Origin of the sequence: Ramlibacter sp. PS4R-6 (assembly GCF_037572775.1) — a bacterium.
Taxonomy (GTDB): Bacteria; Pseudomonadota; Gammaproteobacteria; order Burkholderiales; family Burkholderiaceae_C; genus Ramlibacter.
The window spans coordinates 3,661,206-3,676,003 of the sequence record NZ_JBBHKA010000001.1 but is presented as its reverse complement, the minus strand read 5'-3'; the positions used below and the strand labels follow the sequence as shown (position 1 = coordinate 3,676,003).

Annotated in this window: 20 protein-coding genes; 18 read left to right on the top strand and 2 right to left on the bottom strand. The window is 70.0% G+C overall.

The genetic code is table 11. The features are described from left to right. Positions 1–6 precede the first annotated feature (6 nt). Genes fdh3B through WG903_RS18310 form a run of 8 tightly spaced genes read left to right on the top strand, consistent with a single transcriptional unit; the run spans position 7 to position 7,750 of the window. Positions 7–624, top strand: a complete 618-nt coding sequence (gene fdh3B, locus WG903_RS18345; RefSeq protein WP_340078022.1) for a formate dehydrogenase FDH3 subunit beta — start codon at positions 7–9, stop codon at positions 622–624. Further along, a complete protein-coding gene (locus WG903_RS18340) occupies positions 621–848 on the top strand; it encodes a hypothetical protein (RefSeq protein WP_340078021.1) in 228 nt (75 codons plus the stop codon). Before fdh3B ends, WG903_RS18340 begins: the two co-directional genes overlap by 4 nt. Before the next feature lie 2 nt (positions 849–850). Then, positions 851–2,053, top strand: a complete 1,203-nt coding sequence (locus WG903_RS18335) for a formate dehydrogenase subunit gamma (RefSeq protein ID WP_340078020.1) — start codon at positions 851–853, stop codon at positions 2,051–2,053. A gap of 12 nt (positions 2,054–2,065) precedes the next feature. After that, entirely contained in the window at positions 2,066–2,515 is a 450-nt protein-coding gene (locus WG903_RS18330) for a hypothetical protein (protein ID WP_340078019.1), read from the top strand. A gap of 31 nt (positions 2,516–2,546) precedes the next feature. Then, the gene (locus WG903_RS18325; RefSeq protein ID WP_340078018.1) at positions 2,547–3,383 is read left to right on the top strand and encodes a formate dehydrogenase accessory sulfurtransferase FdhD; all 837 of its coding nucleotides are present in this window, start codon (positions 2,547–2,549) and stop codon (positions 3,381–3,383) included. 7 nt (positions 3,384–3,390) lie between these two features. Then, positions 3,391–4,788 carry a C13 family peptidase gene (locus tag WG903_RS18320; protein ID WP_340078017.1) on the top strand — a complete coding sequence of 466 codons (1,398 nt, stop codon included), beginning with the start codon at positions 3,391–3,393 and terminating at the stop codon, positions 4,786–4,788. A 42-nt stretch (positions 4,789–4,830) separates the two neighbouring features. Continuing rightward, positions 4,831–7,347, top strand: a complete 2,517-nt coding sequence (locus WG903_RS18315; protein ID WP_340078016.1) for an ABC transporter permease — start codon at positions 4,831–4,833, stop codon at positions 7,345–7,347. 4 nt (positions 7,348–7,351) lie between these two features. Further along, entirely contained in the window at positions 7,352–7,750 is a 399-nt protein-coding gene (locus tag WG903_RS18310; RefSeq protein ID WP_340078015.1) for a group II truncated hemoglobin, read from the top strand. Here WG903_RS18310 and WG903_RS18305 read toward each other — a convergent pair. Continuing rightward, positions 7,747–8,406, bottom strand: a complete 660-nt coding sequence (locus tag WG903_RS18305; protein ID WP_340078014.1) for a Smr/MutS family protein — start codon at positions 8,404–8,406, stop codon at positions 7,747–7,749. The genes WG903_RS18310 and WG903_RS18305 overlap by 4 nt on opposite strands. Positions 8,407–8,416: 10 nt before the next feature. Continuing rightward, on the bottom strand, positions 8,417–9,091 hold the full coding sequence (gene radC, locus WG903_RS18300) for a RadC family protein (RefSeq protein ID WP_340078013.1): 675 nt from the start codon (positions 9,089–9,091) through the stop codon (positions 8,417–8,419). Between the two features lie 59 nt (positions 9,092–9,150). On the opposite strand from radC, the gene WG903_RS18295 reads away from it, so the two are divergent. From WG903_RS18295 to WG903_RS18250, 10 genes are read left to right on the top strand one after another with little or no spacing between them, the layout of a single operon-like run. Continuing rightward, positions 9,151–9,597, top strand: coding sequence for an FKBP-type peptidyl-prolyl cis-trans isomerase (locus WG903_RS18295; RefSeq protein WP_340078012.1), 447 nt, complete (start codon positions 9,151–9,153; stop codon positions 9,595–9,597). Then, entirely contained in the window at positions 9,594–10,532 is a 939-nt protein-coding gene (gene ispH / locus WG903_RS18290) for a 4-hydroxy-3-methylbut-2-enyl diphosphate reductase (RefSeq protein WP_340078011.1), read from the top strand. The genes WG903_RS18295 and ispH overlap by 4 nt, the downstream gene beginning before the upstream one ends. Then, positions 10,529–11,464 (top strand): threonine/serine dehydratase, encoded by a 936-nt coding sequence (locus WG903_RS18285; RefSeq protein ID WP_340078010.1) that lies wholly within the window; start codon positions 10,529–10,531, stop codon positions 11,462–11,464. The genes ispH and WG903_RS18285 overlap by 4 nt, the downstream gene beginning before the upstream one ends. 22 nt (positions 11,465–11,486) lie before the next feature. Further along, on the top strand, positions 11,487–12,050 hold the full coding sequence (locus WG903_RS18280) for a GNAT family N-acetyltransferase (RefSeq protein WP_340078009.1): 564 nt from the start codon (positions 11,487–11,489) through the stop codon (positions 12,048–12,050). Continuing rightward, the gene (locus WG903_RS18275) at positions 12,047–12,475 is read left to right on the top strand and encodes a GFA family protein (protein WP_340078008.1); all 429 of its coding nucleotides are present in this window, start codon (positions 12,047–12,049) and stop codon (positions 12,473–12,475) included. Before WG903_RS18280 ends, WG903_RS18275 begins: the two co-directional genes overlap by 4 nt. After that, the gene (locus tag WG903_RS18270) at positions 12,472–13,053 is read left to right on the top strand and encodes a GNAT family N-acetyltransferase (RefSeq protein WP_340078007.1); all 582 of its coding nucleotides are present in this window, start codon (positions 12,472–12,474) and stop codon (positions 13,051–13,053) included. The genes WG903_RS18275 and WG903_RS18270 overlap by 4 nt, the downstream gene beginning before the upstream one ends. A 10-nt stretch (positions 13,054–13,063) precedes the next feature. After that, the gene (locus WG903_RS18265; RefSeq protein WP_340078006.1) at positions 13,064–13,513 is read left to right on the top strand and encodes a GNAT family N-acetyltransferase; all 450 of its coding nucleotides are present in this window, start codon (positions 13,064–13,066) and stop codon (positions 13,511–13,513) included. A 24-nt stretch (positions 13,514–13,537) separates the two neighbouring features. Next, positions 13,538–13,999: a YybH family protein gene (locus WG903_RS18260; RefSeq protein ID WP_340078005.1), complete on the top strand. Its 462-nt coding sequence runs from the start codon at positions 13,538–13,540 to the stop codon at positions 13,997–13,999. Continuing rightward, positions 13,996–14,487, top strand: coding sequence for a GFA family protein (locus WG903_RS18255; RefSeq protein WP_445263617.1), 492 nt, complete (start codon positions 13,996–13,998; stop codon positions 14,485–14,487). Before WG903_RS18260 ends, WG903_RS18255 begins: the two co-directional genes overlap by 4 nt. A 6-nt stretch (positions 14,488–14,493) precedes the next feature. After that, entirely contained in the window at positions 14,494–14,790 is a 297-nt protein-coding gene (locus tag WG903_RS18250; RefSeq protein ID WP_340078004.1) for a hypothetical protein, read from the top strand. Positions 14,791–14,798 lie beyond the last annotated feature (8 nt).

The following is a 14,798-nucleotide window of genomic DNA, read 5'->3' as shown; positions in this document are numbered from 1 at the left end:
AGCACCATGGCACGAATGAAATTTGTCTGCGACTCGGAGCGTTGCATCGAGTGCAACGGCTGCGTCACCGCCTGCAAGAACGAGCACGAGGTGCCCTGGGGCGTGAACCGCCGCCGCGTGGTCACGCTCAACGACGGCGTGCCGGGCGAGAAGTCGATCTCGGTCGCCTGCATGCACTGCTCGGACGCCCCCTGCATGGCGGTGTGCCCGGTCAACTGCTTCTACCGCACCGACGAGGGCGTGGTGCTGCACGACAAGGACGTGTGCATCGGCTGCGGCTACTGCAGCTACGCCTGTCCGTTCGGCGCGCCGCAGTTCCCCTCGGCCGGCTCCTTCGGCGTGCGCGGCAAGATGGACAAGTGCACCTTCTGCGCCGGCGGCCCCGAGGCCAATGGCTCGCAGGCCGAGTTCGAGAAGTACGGGCGCAACCGCCTCGCCGAAGGCAAGCTGCCCGCCTGCGCCGAGATGTGCTCGACCAAGGCGCTGCTCGCCGGCGACGGCGACGTGGTGGCCGACATCTTCCGCAACCGCGTGGTCAAGCGCGGCAAGGGCGCCGAGGCCTGGGGCTGGGGCACCGCCTACGGCTCCAAGCAGGCCGGCCAGCCCGGGGGGCAGAAGTCGTGAAGCGGCTCGTCTACCTCGCGCTCCCCTTGTTGGTCGTGGCCTGCGGCGACCAGCCGCAGACCATCGGCTCGAACAGCAAGGTCGACAAGCAGGCCTTCGAAGGCACGGGCGTCGCGCCGCCCTACACGGCCGCCGGCTGGAAGAACGGCGACAAGGGGGCCTGGGAGCAGCAGCTGAAGGTGCGCACCCAGATGGGCCAGAACGACTACAACAAGGTGCCGTGAAGATGAGTGGCGTTCGCAGCAGCCTCGTCGCCGCATTCGCCGTGCTGGCGTGCGCCTTCGCGTTCGCGCAGGCGCCCGCGCCGAAGCACGACGAGCCGCCGCCCGCGCCCGGCATGGGCGGCATCAAGGGCCAGAACATCCTCGAGGTGAAGCCCGAGGTGAAGCCGGACGCCAGCTCCGACCCCAAGTACATGCAGCAAAGCAACGGCGAGCGCAACCGCGTGCAGCCGGGCAACAACGCGCCCATGTACCGCGACATCGCACGCGGCGTCGAAGGCTTCACGAACTACCCGAAGGACCAGTACCCCGAGATGGGCGTGCTGATCCAGCCGCCGGTGGCCTACCCGGGCACCAAGTACGTGACGGCGGGCGAGGCGTGGCGCCAGGTGCGCAACAACTACATCATTCCCTACGGCGGCGCGCTGGTGCTCATCACCCTCGTGGCGCTCGGCATCTTCTACTTCACGCGCGGCCCCATCGGCCACGCCCCGGCCGTCGGCGGCGGCGGCCAGCTGATCGAGCGCTTCACGCCGTTCGAGCGCGCGGCGCACTGGACCAACGCCATCGCCTTCTGCGTGCTCGGCATCTCGGGCATCGTGATGGCCTTCGGCAAGTTCTTCCTGCTGCCGGTGATGGGGCGCCAGCTGTTCGGCCCGCTCACCTACCTGCTCAAGACGCTGCACAACTTCTTCGGGCCGCTGTTCGCGGTGTCGCTGGTCATCGTGATCATCACCTTCATCAAGGACGAGTTCCCGCGCCGCGGCGACCTCAACTGGCTGCTGAAGCTCGGCGGGATCTTCAGCAAGTCGGGCGACGAGCCGCCGACGCACCGCTTCAACGCCGGCGAGAAGGTCGTGTTCTGGATCGCCGTGGTGGCGCTGGGCCTCGTGGTCGTGGCGTCGGGCCTGGTGCTCGACAAGCTCGTTCCCTCGATGGACTACCTGCGCGCGACGATGCAGACGGCGCACATGGTCCACGCCGTGGCGGCCGTCTTCATGATCTGCCTGATCGGCTTCCACATCTACCTGGGAACCGTCGGCGTGCGCGGCGCGTACACGGCGATGCGCCACGGCTGGGTCGACGAGGCGTGGGCGCACGAGCACCACGGCTACTGGTACGAGGACCTGCGCGACGGCAAGGTGCCGGTGCAGCGCAGCCAGCCCGCCGGCCCATCGACCCCGGCCGAAACCGCAAGGCCCGCCTGAGGAGTGCAAGCCATGAACAAGAGCCTCATCGTGCTGGCGCTGGCCGGCTTCGCCCTGGCGGCATCCGCCAAGATCCCCCCGCCGCAGCTGGACGAAGCCGCCAAGGCCAAGGCCGCGGAAACCGCCGCGAAGACCGCGTGGCAGGCCAAATATGACGCCTGGCAGACGTGCAAGGTGCAGGACAAGATCGCGGCCAAGTACGGCAAGGGCGGCGCCAAGCCCATGCAGGTGGCCGCCAAGCCGCCGGCCGCGCCCGCCTCGGGTGCGGCATCGGGAACGCCGGTTTCCGCCGCCCCGCTGGCCCCGTGCATGGACCCGGGCCCCTTCGCCTTCAACCAGCCCGCGCAGAAGCCGCTGGAGACCTCGGGCGCGCATTCGCCGGCCGGCAATGCCACCAGCCCACCCAGCGTGAAGCAGGAAGCCGCGAAGATCCAGCCCTCGGGCAAGGCCGCGAAGCAGTAAGGCATTCCCGCATGGGGGAATAATCGCCCCCATGCCGCTGCCCTTCCTCACGCAGGCGAGCGCGCCCCTCACGCGCGAAGTCGAGACCGTCGACGAGCACGGCGAGCGCGGCACCACCTCGATCCCCGCCGAGCGGCCGCTGACGCTCTACGTCGACCGGCGCGAGCTCGTCACGCTGATGACGCTGGGCGCGCACCCGGAGTGGCTGGTGCTGGGCTACCTGCGCAACCAGCGCCTGGTGGAGTCGCCCGACGAGATCGAATCGATCACGGTGGACTGGGACGTCGACGCCGCCGCCGTGAAGACGCGCCGCGGCATCGCGAAATTCAAGGAGCGCACCGCCAGGCGCGTCGTCACCACCGGTTGCGGGCAAGGCAGCGTGTTCGGCGGCCTCATGGACGAGGTCGATTCGATCCACCTGCCCGAGGCGACGATCACGCAGGCCCAGCTCTACGCCATCGTCAACGCGATCCGGCTGCAGGAAAGCACGTACAAGTCCGCCGGCTCCGTGCACGGGTGCGCGCTGTTCGAAGGCGGGAAGATGCTGCTGTTCGTCGAGGACGTGGGCCGGCACAACGCCATCGACACCATCGCCGGCTGGATGTGGCTGCAGGGCGCCGCGATGACGAGCAGCAACAAGGTCTTCTACACGACGGGGCGCCTGACCAGCGAGATGATCATCAAGTCGGCGCAGATGGGCGTGCCGGTGGTGGTCTCGCGCAGCGGCATCACGCAGATGGGCCAGGAGATCGCGCAGAAGCTCGGCCTGTGCGCGATCGGCCGCGCGATGAACAAGCGCTTCCTCTGCTACGCGGGCTGCGAACGTCTCCAATTGCAACCGGAGCTCGCTGCGCCCGCGGTGGCATGATCCGGCGATGCCGGAACCCGAAAGACTGCCGCTTGCACGCTGGATCGCCGAAGGCCTGAGGGCCGGCGTGCTGCTGCGCCCGCGCGTGGGCGGCGCGCAGCCCACGCCGTGGCAGGTCGCCGCGCTCGTCGCCCTGTGGTCGCTGCTGGAGATCGCGCTGGGCCGCCTGGAAGTGGCGGGCGACGCGCATTTCGACCTGCGCGGCTGGCTCGTGCCGTGGTGGAGCACCGCGGCGATGCTGCTGATGGCGTGGTGGGTGCTGCCACGCCGAGAGGAAGCCGGCGAGACGCCGCGCGGGCTGGCGGCGTGGTTCGCGTTGTGGATCACCGCGGTCGTGCCGATCAACTGCTTCGCGCAGCTGGTGAGCATTGCGCAGGCTTATGACGCGATGCCGGCGTGGTTCAACGAAGGCGACTGGCGCGCGTGGCTCGTCTACCTGGTGCTGTGGGTGTGGATTCTGGCGATGGGTGCGCGGCTGGCCGCGGCGTTCGACGTACGGCCGCGCGCCAACACGGCGCTCACCGCCGGCTTCGCGCTGCTCTTCGCCATCGCAGCGTGGCAGTTCCCGGACCGTCCCTGGCAGCCCGATGCGCTGGCGCAGGGACCGGAGGGCAAGCCGCAGTTGCAGCTGTCGCAGGAAACCTTCGAGGCGCAGCAAGGCATGCTGCGGCAGGCCGCCGCGAACCTCGCGCCGGAGCGGCCGGGCGTGGTCGACGTGTACGGCGTCGTCTTCTCGCCGTACGCCAACGAGGACGTGTTCCTGCGCGAAGGCACGATGGTCACGCGCCTGCTGGAAGAGCGTTTCGACGCCGCCGGGCGGGTGATGCAGCTGGCAAACCACGCGACGACCGCGGAGGCGCTGCCCTGGGCCACGCCCGCCAACCTCGACCGCGCCATCGCCGCCGCCGGCGAGAAGATGGACCGCGAGCGCGACGTGCTGTTCGTGTACCTCACGTCGCACGGCGCGAAGGACTTCAAGCTGGAGGCAGCGAACGCGCCGCTGGCGGTGGACCCCGTCAGCCCCGGCGAATTGCGCCAGGCGCTGGACAACGCCGGCATCCGCCACCGCGTGATCGTGGTGTCGGCCTGCTACGCGGGCGGATGGGTCGGCCCCCTGGCCGACGAGCACACGCTGGTGATGACGGCGGCCGACGCGACGCACACGTCGTTCGGCTGCGGCGTCGGCTCCGAGCTCACCTTCTTCGGCCGGGCCCTCTTCGACGAGCAGCTGCGCAAGACCCATTCGCTCGAACAGGCCTTCGCTGCGGCGGTGCCGGTGATCCGCGAGCGCGAGCAGGCGGCCGGCAAGTCCGACGGCTTCTCCAACCCGCTGATGCAGGTGGGCGAGAAGATCCGCCCGCTGCTGCGGGAGCTGGAGCAGCGGCTGGACGCAGCCCCCAAGTAAGCGCTCATGCGCGCCTAAGGAAACACGGGTAGCCTCGCCGCCATGAACTCCGCCTGGCAGCTCGGATGGCGCACGCTCTGGCGCGACCTGCGCGCGGGCGAACTGCGCCTGCTGATCGTGGCGGTGACGCTGGCCGTGGCGGCGCTCACGGCCGTCGGCTTCTTCGCCGACCGCCTCAAGACCGGCCTCGCGCGCGACGCGCGCCAGCTGCTCGGCGGCGATGCGGTGGTGGTCAGCGACAACCCGTCGCTGGGCGCCTTCGCCGCGAAAGCCAAGGAGCTGGGCCTGCAGGCAACGACCACGGCCACCTTCCCGACGATGGCGCGCGCGACGGATGCCAAGGGCGGTGCGGCCCGGCTGGTGGCGCTGAAGTCCGTGCCCGAGGGCTATCCGTTGCGCGGGCGCCTGTCCACCGCGGTGCAACCCGAAGGGGAAGGGCAGCCGACCAAGGACATCCCGAAAGCCGGCGAGGCATGGGTCGATGCATCGCTGCTCGAGGGCCTGTCGCTGGGGCCGGGCGACGAGCTGCTGCTGGGCGACAGCCACCTGCGCATCGCGCGCGTGATCACGGCGGAGCCCGACCGCGGCGCGGGCTTCATGAGCTTCGCGCCGCGCGTGATGATCAACGCGGGCGACCTGCCGGCCACGAAGCTGGTGCAGCCGGCCAGCCGCATCTCGTACCGGTTCGCGGTGGCGGGGCCGGACAAGCGCGTGTCCGAGTTCGCGAACTGGGCGGACGCGCAGGCCAAGCGCGCCGACGTGCGCGGCGTGCGCGTGGAATCGTTCGAGGCCGGCCGCCCCGAGATGCGCCAGACGCTGGACCGCGCCGAGAAATTCCTGAGCCTGGTCGCGCTGCTCGCGGCGCTGCTCAGCGCGGTCGCCGTCGCGCTCGCGGCGCGCGGTTTCGCGGCCAACCACCTCGACGACTGCGCGATGCTGCGCGTGCTGGGGCAAAGCCAGCGCACGATCGCCTGGGCGTACACGTTCGAGTTCGGCGTGGTGGGCGCGGTGGCCAGCGCGATCGGCGTGGCGCTGGGCTTCATCGTGCACTTCGTGTTCGTGCAGCTGCTGTCGGGCCTGGTGGCCAGCGACCTGCCGATGCCGGGCGTGGGGCCGGGGCTGTTCGGGCTGGGCATGGGCCTGACGCTGCTGCTGGCCTTCGGCTTGCCCCCCGTGCTGCAACTGGCGCATGTGCCGCCGCTGCGCGTGATCCGGCGCGATGTCGGCAATCTCAAGCCGGCTTCGCTCGCCGTGCTCACCATCGGCGTCGCCGGTTTTGCCGCGCTCCTGCTGGGCGCCAGCAGCGACCTCTTGCTGGGCGCCATGGCGGTCGGTGGTTTCGCGGGGGCGGTCGTGCTCTTCGCGGTGCTCAGCTGGATCGCGGTGAAGGTGCTGCGCCTCTCGGTCAACGAAGCGACGGCGCCGCGCTGGCTGGTGCTGGCTACGCGGCAGATCTCGGCGCGGCCCGCGTATGCCGTCGTGCAGGTGAGCGCATTGGCCGTGGGCCTGCTCGCGCTCGTGCTGCTGGTGCTGCTGCGCACGGACCTGATCTCCAGCTGGCGGCAGGCCACGCCGCCCGACGCGCCGAACCGCTTCGTCATAAACGTGATGCCGGAGCAGGCGGACGATTTCCAGGGCGCGCTGCGCTCGGCCGGCGTGAAGAACTACGACTGGTTCCCCATGATCCGCGGGCGGCTCGTCGCGGTGAACGGCCGGACCGTGACGCCCGACGACTACAAGGACGACCGCGCCAAGCGCCTGGTCGACCGCGAGTTCAACCTGTCGCACGCGGCCGCGCAACCCGACCACAACACCGTGGTCGCGGGCAAATGGGCCGACAACGAGCCGGGGGCGATCAGCATGGAGGATGGCATCGCCACCACGCTGGGCCTGAAGCTGGGCGACATGGTGCGCTTCGACATCGGCGGGCTAGCGGTGGATTCGAAGATCACCTCGCTGCGCAAGGTGGACTGGGGCTCGATGCGCGCGAACTTCTTCGTGATCTACCCGGTCGCGCAGCTGCAGGGCGTCCCGGCCACGTACATGACGGCCTTCCGCGCGCCGGCGAAGAAGGGCTTCGACAACGAGCTGGTGCGGCGCTTCCCCAACATCACCAACGTCGACATGACCGCCACCATCAACCAGGTGCAGGGCGTGCTGGACAAGGTGGTGCGCGCGGTGGAGTTCCTGTTCGGCTTCACGCTGGCCGCGGGCGTGGTCGTGCTGTTCGCCGCAGTCACCGCGACGCGCGAGGAGCGCGCCCGCGAGTTCGCCGTGATGCGCGCGGTGGGTGCGGGCGGCAAGCTGCTGCGGCAGGTGCAGCGCGCCGAGCTCGCCGGCGTCGGGCTGCTGGCGGGCTTCCTTGCCAGCATGGTCGCCAGCGTGGTCGGTTGGGCCATGGCGCGCTACGCCTTCGAATTCACGTGGACCGCATCGGCCTGGGTGCCGTTCTTCGGCGCGCTGGCCGGCGCCGCGCTGGCGCTGGCGGCCGGTTGGTGGGGCTTGCGCGAGGTGCTCAACCGCCCGGTCGTGGAGACGCTGCGCCGCGCGGCAGAATGAGGGCATGACGCAGGACACGCAGACCCGGACACCTTTCGAGTGGATCGGCGGCGAAGGGAAGGTGCAGCAGCTCGTCGAGCGCTTCTACGATCTGATGGACCTCGAGCCCGCGTACGCCGAATTGCGGCAGGCGCACGGCACGGACCTCGTGCGCGCGCGGCAGAACCTCTTCTGGTTCCTGTGCGGCTGGCTCGGCGGGCCGCCGCACTACGAAAGCCGCTTCGGCCACCCGCGCCTGCGCGCGCGGCACATGCCCTTCATGATCCGCTCGGTGGAGCGCGACCAGTGGCTCGCGTGCATGGACCAGGCGATGGGCGAGGTCGGCATCGACGAGCAGCTGCGCGCACGCCTGAAGGAATCGTTTTTCCAGACGGCGGACTGGATGCGCAACACGCCGGGCTAGGCGCCCGGTACGGTCGGTCGCAGCAGGACCACCAGCGCCCCCGCCCCGCCTTCGTCGCCGCGCGCCTGCACGAAGGCCAGCACCTCGTCCTTCTGCACCAGCCAGCCGTGCACCTTGCCCTTGAGCACGGGCGTCTTGCCGGGCGAGCCCAGGCCCTTGCCGTGCACCACGCGCACGCAGCGCCAGCCGCGCTTGAGCGACTCGCGCAGGAAAGCCGCCAGCGCCTCGCGCGCCTCCTCGCGGCGCAGGCCGTGCAGGTCGATCTCGCCCTGGATGCTCCAGCCGCCCTTGCGCAGCTTGCGCACCACGTCCATGCCGACGCCGTGGCGGCGGAAGCTCAGGGCCTCGTCGACGTCCAGCAAGGTCGTCGCGTCGAACTCGTCGCTGATCGACTCCTGCAGCACGCGCTGCTCGTCCAGCTGCTGCTGCACGGCGACGGGCGCGGGCTGCTCGGGCGCGAGGTCCACCCGGCGATGCGGCGCGGCATGTTGCCGCAGCGGCTGCACCTCGCCCGCGGCGCGCACGAACAGCGTGCGCTCCGCATGCGCGCGCCGCTCGGCCTCCTGCCGGGCCCTTTCCTTTTCGGCGGCGGCCTTCTGCTGCTCGGCGAGCTTCTTGCCCACCGCCTGCAGGTCTTGCAGCGACTTGAACTTCATCGAAGCGAGGTTACAGCAAGCCCTTTTCGGCCATGGACAACGCATCACCCGGGGCAACGATCACGTGGTCGAGCACGCGCACGTCGATGAGGGCCAGCGCCGACTTCAGCGTCTGCGTCAGTGCCTCATCGGCACGCGAGGGCTGCACGGTGCCGCTGGGATGGTTGTGCGCGAGCACCACCGAGGCCGCGTGCAGCGCCAGCGCCTGCTTGACCACCTCGCGCGGGTACACGCTGGTTTGGGTGAGCGTGCCGTGGAAGAGTTCCCGCATCTCGACCAGGCGGTTCTGCGCGTCCAGGAACAGCACGCAGAAGACCTCGTGCGCCTTGTGCGCCAGGTGCAGCTGCAGGAAGCGCTTGACGGCATCGGGCGAGCTGAAGACCTCGCGCTCCTTCAGCTGCTGCGCGGCGGCGCGGCGCGCGAGCTCCATCACCGCCAGCAGTTCGGCGCGCTTGGCCGTGCCGCCCAGCCCGCTCACGGCCTTCAGCGCCGTGGGCTCGGTGTGCAAAAGTCCCGCGATCCCGCCGAACCTCTGCAGCACTTCGTCCGCCATCTGGAGGACGCCGCGCTCCCTCGTGCCGGTGCGCAGGAGCAGGGCGAGCAGCTCGGTGTCGGAGAGGGCGGCGGCGCCGCGGGCGAGGAGCTTCTCGCGCGGGCGGGAGTCGGCGGGCAGGGTCTTGAGCATGGCGGTCGTCAGCCCTTAACGCGCCAACCTAGAATGACGGCCTACCGATCGGCATCCGCATGGCATCCAACCGTGTCCAGCCGGGCTCCTTCCTCACGTTGCACTACCGTCTGGCCGGGCCCGAAGGCGACATCATCAACACGTTCGCAGGCAAGCCCGCCACGCTCACGCTGGGCACGGGCGAGCTGTCGCCGGCCGTCGAAAAGCACCTCATCGGGTTGGAGGAGGGCGCGCACCGCACCTTCGAGATTTCGGCCGGCGAGGCCTTCGGCGAGCGCAACCCCGAGATGATCCAGTGGGTGGCCAAGAAGATGCTGCGCGACCTGGGCGAGACCAGCACGGAGTACCACGTGGGCGAGGCCGTGCAGTTCCCCACGCCCGACGGCCTGTCCAGCTACGCGGGCCACGTGAAGCAGGTGGGCGACGACGCCGTCCTGTTCGATTTCAACCATCCGCTGGCGGGCCGCGCCGTCACGTTCGAAGCGAAAGTCATCGGCATCCTGTGAGCACCGTCCCCAAGGAAATCGTCCTGGCCGAACCGCGCGGCTTCTGCGCGGGGGTGGACCGCGCCATCGAGATCGTCGAGCGCGCGCTGGCCAAGTTCGGCGCGCCCATCTACGTGCGCCACGAGATCGTGCACAACACCTTCGTCGTCAACGACCTGAAGGCGCAGGGCGCGATCTTCATCGAGGAGCTGGACGAAGTGCCGCCCGGCGCGACGCTGGTGTTCTCCGCGCACGGCGTGAGCAAGGCGGTGGAGGAAGAGGCCACGCGCCGGGGCTTCCGCATCTTCGACGCCACCTGCCCGCTGGTGACCAAGGTCCACGTCGAGGTGGCCAAGCTCGCCAAGGAAGGCTACGAGTTCATCATGATCGGCCACAAGGGCCACCCCGAGGTCGAGGGCACGATGGGCCAGCTCGAGTCGGGCATCCACCTGGTCGAGGACGTGCACGACGTGCAGAAGGTGCAGCCGGGCCAGACGGACAAGCTCGCCGTCGTCACGCAGACCACGCTGTCGGTGGACGACGCGGCGGAAATCTCGGCGGCGGTGAAGCAGCGCTTCCCGAAGATTCGCGAGCCCAAGCAGCAGGACATCTGCTACGCCACGCAGAACCGGCAGGACGCCGTGAAGCTGCTGTCCAGGCAGGTCGACGTGCTGATCGTCGTCGGCAGCCGGACCAGCTCCAACAGCAACCGCCTCGCGGAGCTGTCGCGCAAGTTGGGCGTGCCCGCGTACATGGTGGACAGCGTGGAAGACCTCAAGGCCGAGTGGCTCGAAGGCAAGGACCGCGTGGGCCTGACCGCCGGCGCGTCCGCGCCCGAGGTGCTGGTGAAGGCCGTGATCCGCCACATCCGCGCGTTCGGCGCCGTCACGATCCGCAAGATGGACGGCATCGAGGAGACGGTGAAGTTCCCGCTGCCCAAGGGGCTGAAGCTGTGAACCGCGGCGCGATCGCGCAGGCTGCCGATCGCTTCTCGCGCGACTACGCGCACTTCATCCGCCGCACGCCGCTGCTCAAGTTACCGGGCAAGGCGCTGGGCGTCGCCAACGACGAGGTCTGGCTCAAGCTGGAGCACCTGCAGGCGGGCGGCAGCTTCAAGGCGCGCGGCATGCTCAACCGCCTGCTGGCTAACCCCATTCCCGCATCGGGCGTGATCGTCGCTTCCGGCGGCAACGCGGGCATCGCGACGGCGGCCGCCGCGCGCGAGCTCGGGGTGCCCTGCGAAGTCTTCGTGCCCACGGTCTGCAGCCCGGCCAAGCAGCAGAAGCTGCGCGAACTCGGCGCGAAGGTGGTCGTGACCGGTGCGGTCTACGGCGAGGCGCTCGAAGCGTGCATCGCGCGCCAAGGGGAGACCGGCGCGCTGATGACGCATGCCTACGACCAGCCCGAGGTGGTGGCCGGCGCGGGCACCATCGGCCGGGAGATCGAGGAACAGGGCAGCGGCTTGCCCGACGCCGTGCTCGTCAGCGTCGGCGGTGGCGGCCTGATCGCCGGCATCGCGGCGTGGTGCGAGGACCGCACGCGCGTGATCGCGCTGGAACCCCAGCTGGCGCCCACGCTGCACCGCGCGCGTGAAGCCGGCGGGCCGGTCGACGTCGCGGTGAGCGGTGTCGCGGCCGATTCGCTGGGCGCCAAGCGCGTGGGCGCCATCGCCTGGGACATCACGCAGCGCTGGGTGCGCGAATCGCACCTGCTCGCCGACGAGGCGATCCGCGAGGCGCAGCTGGTGCTGTGGAAAGAATTCAAGCTGGCCGTCGAGCCGGCCGCCGCGGTGCCCCTGGCCGCCCTGCGCGCGGGCATTGCCGCGGACGCCCGCCGCGCCTGCCTCGTCGTGTGCGGGGCCAATCTGGATCCTGCCACTCTCGCGTAGGGCCGCCGCCATAATTGGCCGCATGCCCACGTACGCCGACGTCCGCCTCGAAACCTCGCGCCTCGTCCTGCGCCCGTTCCGCCACGCGGATGCGGCCGACCTCTTCAAGGTGTACGCGGACCCGCAGGTGTTCCGGCACATCCCGATCGGCGACTGGAAGGACCTGGACGAAGCGCACCAGCGCATCGCGCGCGACATCAACACCATGGCCGAAGGCGGCTACGTCCGCCTGGCCGTCGAGCGCCGCGAGGACGCGCGCGTGCTGGGCGAAGTGCTGCTGTTCAAGTTCGACCTGCCGAGCCGCCGCGCCGAGATCGGCTATGCGCTGGCGAGCGATGCCTGGGGCTGCGGGTACGTGGCCGAGGCCTTGCCGCCGCTGGTGCAGTTCGGCTTCCACGAGCTCGGGCTGAACCGGCTGGAGGCCGTGATCGACCCGCGCAATGCGGCGTCCGAGAAGGTCATCCGCCGCCTGGGGTTCACGCACGAAGGCACCTTCCGCGAACACCACATCATCCGCGGCGAAGCGGTGGACAGCGCCGTCTGGGCGCTGCTGCGCCGCGAATGGGATTCGGGGACGCGTCCATGAACATCCACGGCAGCTGCCACTGCGGCAACATCGCGTTCGACCTCGACTGGCCCGGCGATGCGAAGGAGATCCCGGCCCGTGCGTGCACCTGCACGTTCTGCCAGAAGCACGGCGGCGTGTGGACGTCCAACCCGCAGGGCCAACTGAGCGTGCAGGTGAAGGAGCCGTCGCAGGTTTCGCACTACGCATTCGGCACGAAGACGGCGCGCTTCCACATCTGCTCGCGCTGCGGCGCAGTGCCGGTCGTCACGAGCGTCGTCGAAGGACACACCTACGCGGTCGTCAGCGTGAACGCGTTCGACAACGTCGACAAGGCTGCGCTCAGGCAGGCCAGCGCCACCTTCGACGGCGAGACGGAGGCCGACCGCCTGGCGCGCCGGGCGCGCAACTGGATCCCGCAGGTGCGGTTCGCGGAGGGCGCATGACCTTCACGACGAAGCCGCTCACCGCCGCCACCTGGCCGGACCTCGAGGCCGTCTTCAACGCGCGCGGCTGCTCGGTGGCGCGTGCGTGCTGGTGCATGTTCTACCGCAAGACCGGCAGCACCGAATGGGGCACGGCCGAGTACGCGAAGATCAAGGAGAAGAACCGCAAGCAGCTGAAAGCGCTGGCGGACGGCGGCGAGCAGGTGGGCCTGGTCGGCTACGAGGACGGCGTGCCCTGCGGCTGGATCTCCTTCGGCCCGCGCGAGGATTTCGCTCGGCTGGCCAACTCCACGATCATGAAGCCGGTGGACGACAAGCCGGTGTGGTCGGTGATCTGCTTCGTGGTGCCCAGCGAGTTCCGCAAGCAGGGCGTCGCGCGGCGCCTGCTGGATGCGGCCGTGGCCTTCTGCCGCAAGAAGAAGGTCAAGCTGCTCGAGGGCTACCCGGTCGACAAGCCCGGGCGCGCCGCGGACAGCAGCATGTGGTTCGGCGCGAAGTCCATGTTCGACGACGCGGGGTTCCAGGAAATCGCGCGGCGCAAGTCGACGCGGCCGGTGGTGCGCCTGAAGGTGGTGTGACGTGGTGCGCGTGGCCATCGAACGCCCGGACCAGCCGGACGTGCTGCGGCTCATCGACGAGCTCGACGCCTACCAGAAGCCCTTGTACCCGGCCGAGAGCCACCACGGCATCGACATCGAAGCCTTGCTGCAGCCTGCGGTGAGTTTCGCCGTTGCTCGGGACGACAGCGGTGAAGCGCTGGGGTGCGGCGCGGTCGTGGCCAACGGCGACTGGGCCGAATTGAAGCGCATGTATGTGCTGCCGCTATCGCGCGGCGGCGGGGTCGCGCAGTCCATCCTCGCGGTCCTCGAAGCGCAGGCCCGCGAGCGCGGCGCCGGCATCGTGCGCCTGGAGACGGGCTACCTGCAGCCCGAGGCCCTGCGCTTCTACGAGCGCGCCGGCTACGTGCGCCGTGGCCCTTTCGGCGACTACGGGCCGGACCCGAATTCGGTGTTCATGGAGAAGCGCCTGCCTGCTTAAGATAGGCGCCCAGGAGAAGACGACATGAAGGCATACGCCATCGCCGCGGCTTGCATCGCCCTTGCCGGATGCGCCACCGCACCCCCGCCGCCACTCGTGCAAGGCGAAGCGGCGCGCGAACAGGTAGCGGCCACCGAGCGCGCCTTTGCCAAGACCATGGCGGACCGCGACCTCAAGGCGTTCGGCAGCTTCCTCTCGGACGACACGGTGTTCTTCTCCGGCCCCAAGCCGCTGCACGGCAAGCACGCCGTGATCGACTTCTGGTCGCGCTTCTACAAGGCCGACGCGAAGCCCCCGTTCTCGTGGGAGCCGACCCTCGTGGAGGTGCTGCAAAGCGGCGCGCTCGCGCGCTCCAGCGGCCCGGTCTACGACCCCGAGGGCAAGCACGTCGGCTGTTTCGACTCGGTGTGGCGCCAGGAGTCGCGCGGCCAGTGGAAGATCGTCTTCGACCACGGCACCGGCCCGCAGGAATGCGAGAAGAAGTGAGCGCGCAGGACTACGAGGGCGGCTGCGACTGCCGCTACATCCGCTACCGGATGACCAGCGGCCCGCTTTTCGTGCACTGCTGCCACTGCCGGTGGTGCCAGCGCGAGACGGGCGCCTCCTTCGCGCTCAACGCCATGATCGAGAGCGAGCGTGTCGAGGACATCGGCGGCGAGGTCGAGATCGTCGACACGCCCAGCAACAGCGGCCGCGGCCAGAAGATCGCGCGCTGCCCGAAATGCCGCATCGCGCTGTGGAGCCACTACGCCGGCGCGGGGCCGATCGTGCGTTTCATGCGCGTGGGCACGCTGGACAACCCCGACACCTTCCCGCCCGACGTGCACATCTTCACCGAGAGCAAGCAGCCCTGGGTGGTGCTGCCGGCGGGCACGCCGGCCGTGCCCGTGTACTACGACTTCCGCGAGCTGTGGCCGGCCGCAAGCATCGAGCGCCGCCGCGTGCTGCGCGCGAAACACGGCCTGCCCGAGTAGCGGCGCATGCGCGAGGCGATCCGCTGCCTGGCCTGGGCCTTCGCGCTCGGCGCCGGCGCGCTGGCCTTCGCCCTGTTCGCCGGCGCGGGGCTGGAGCATTCCGACGGGCCCTTCGCGTGGCTCCTGGTCGTGGTGTATGCGCCGTACTACGCGCTCGTCCACGTCTTCGGCGACCGCGGCGAATGGCCTTTCCGAATCGCCGTTTTCGTCGCGCAAGCGGTGTGGTTCTTTGCCCTCGTCGCGCTGGTGCGGCGGGCGGCTCACGGGAAACCACGCTGGCGCTCCCGCGGCGCGGCGGAATAATCGCTGCC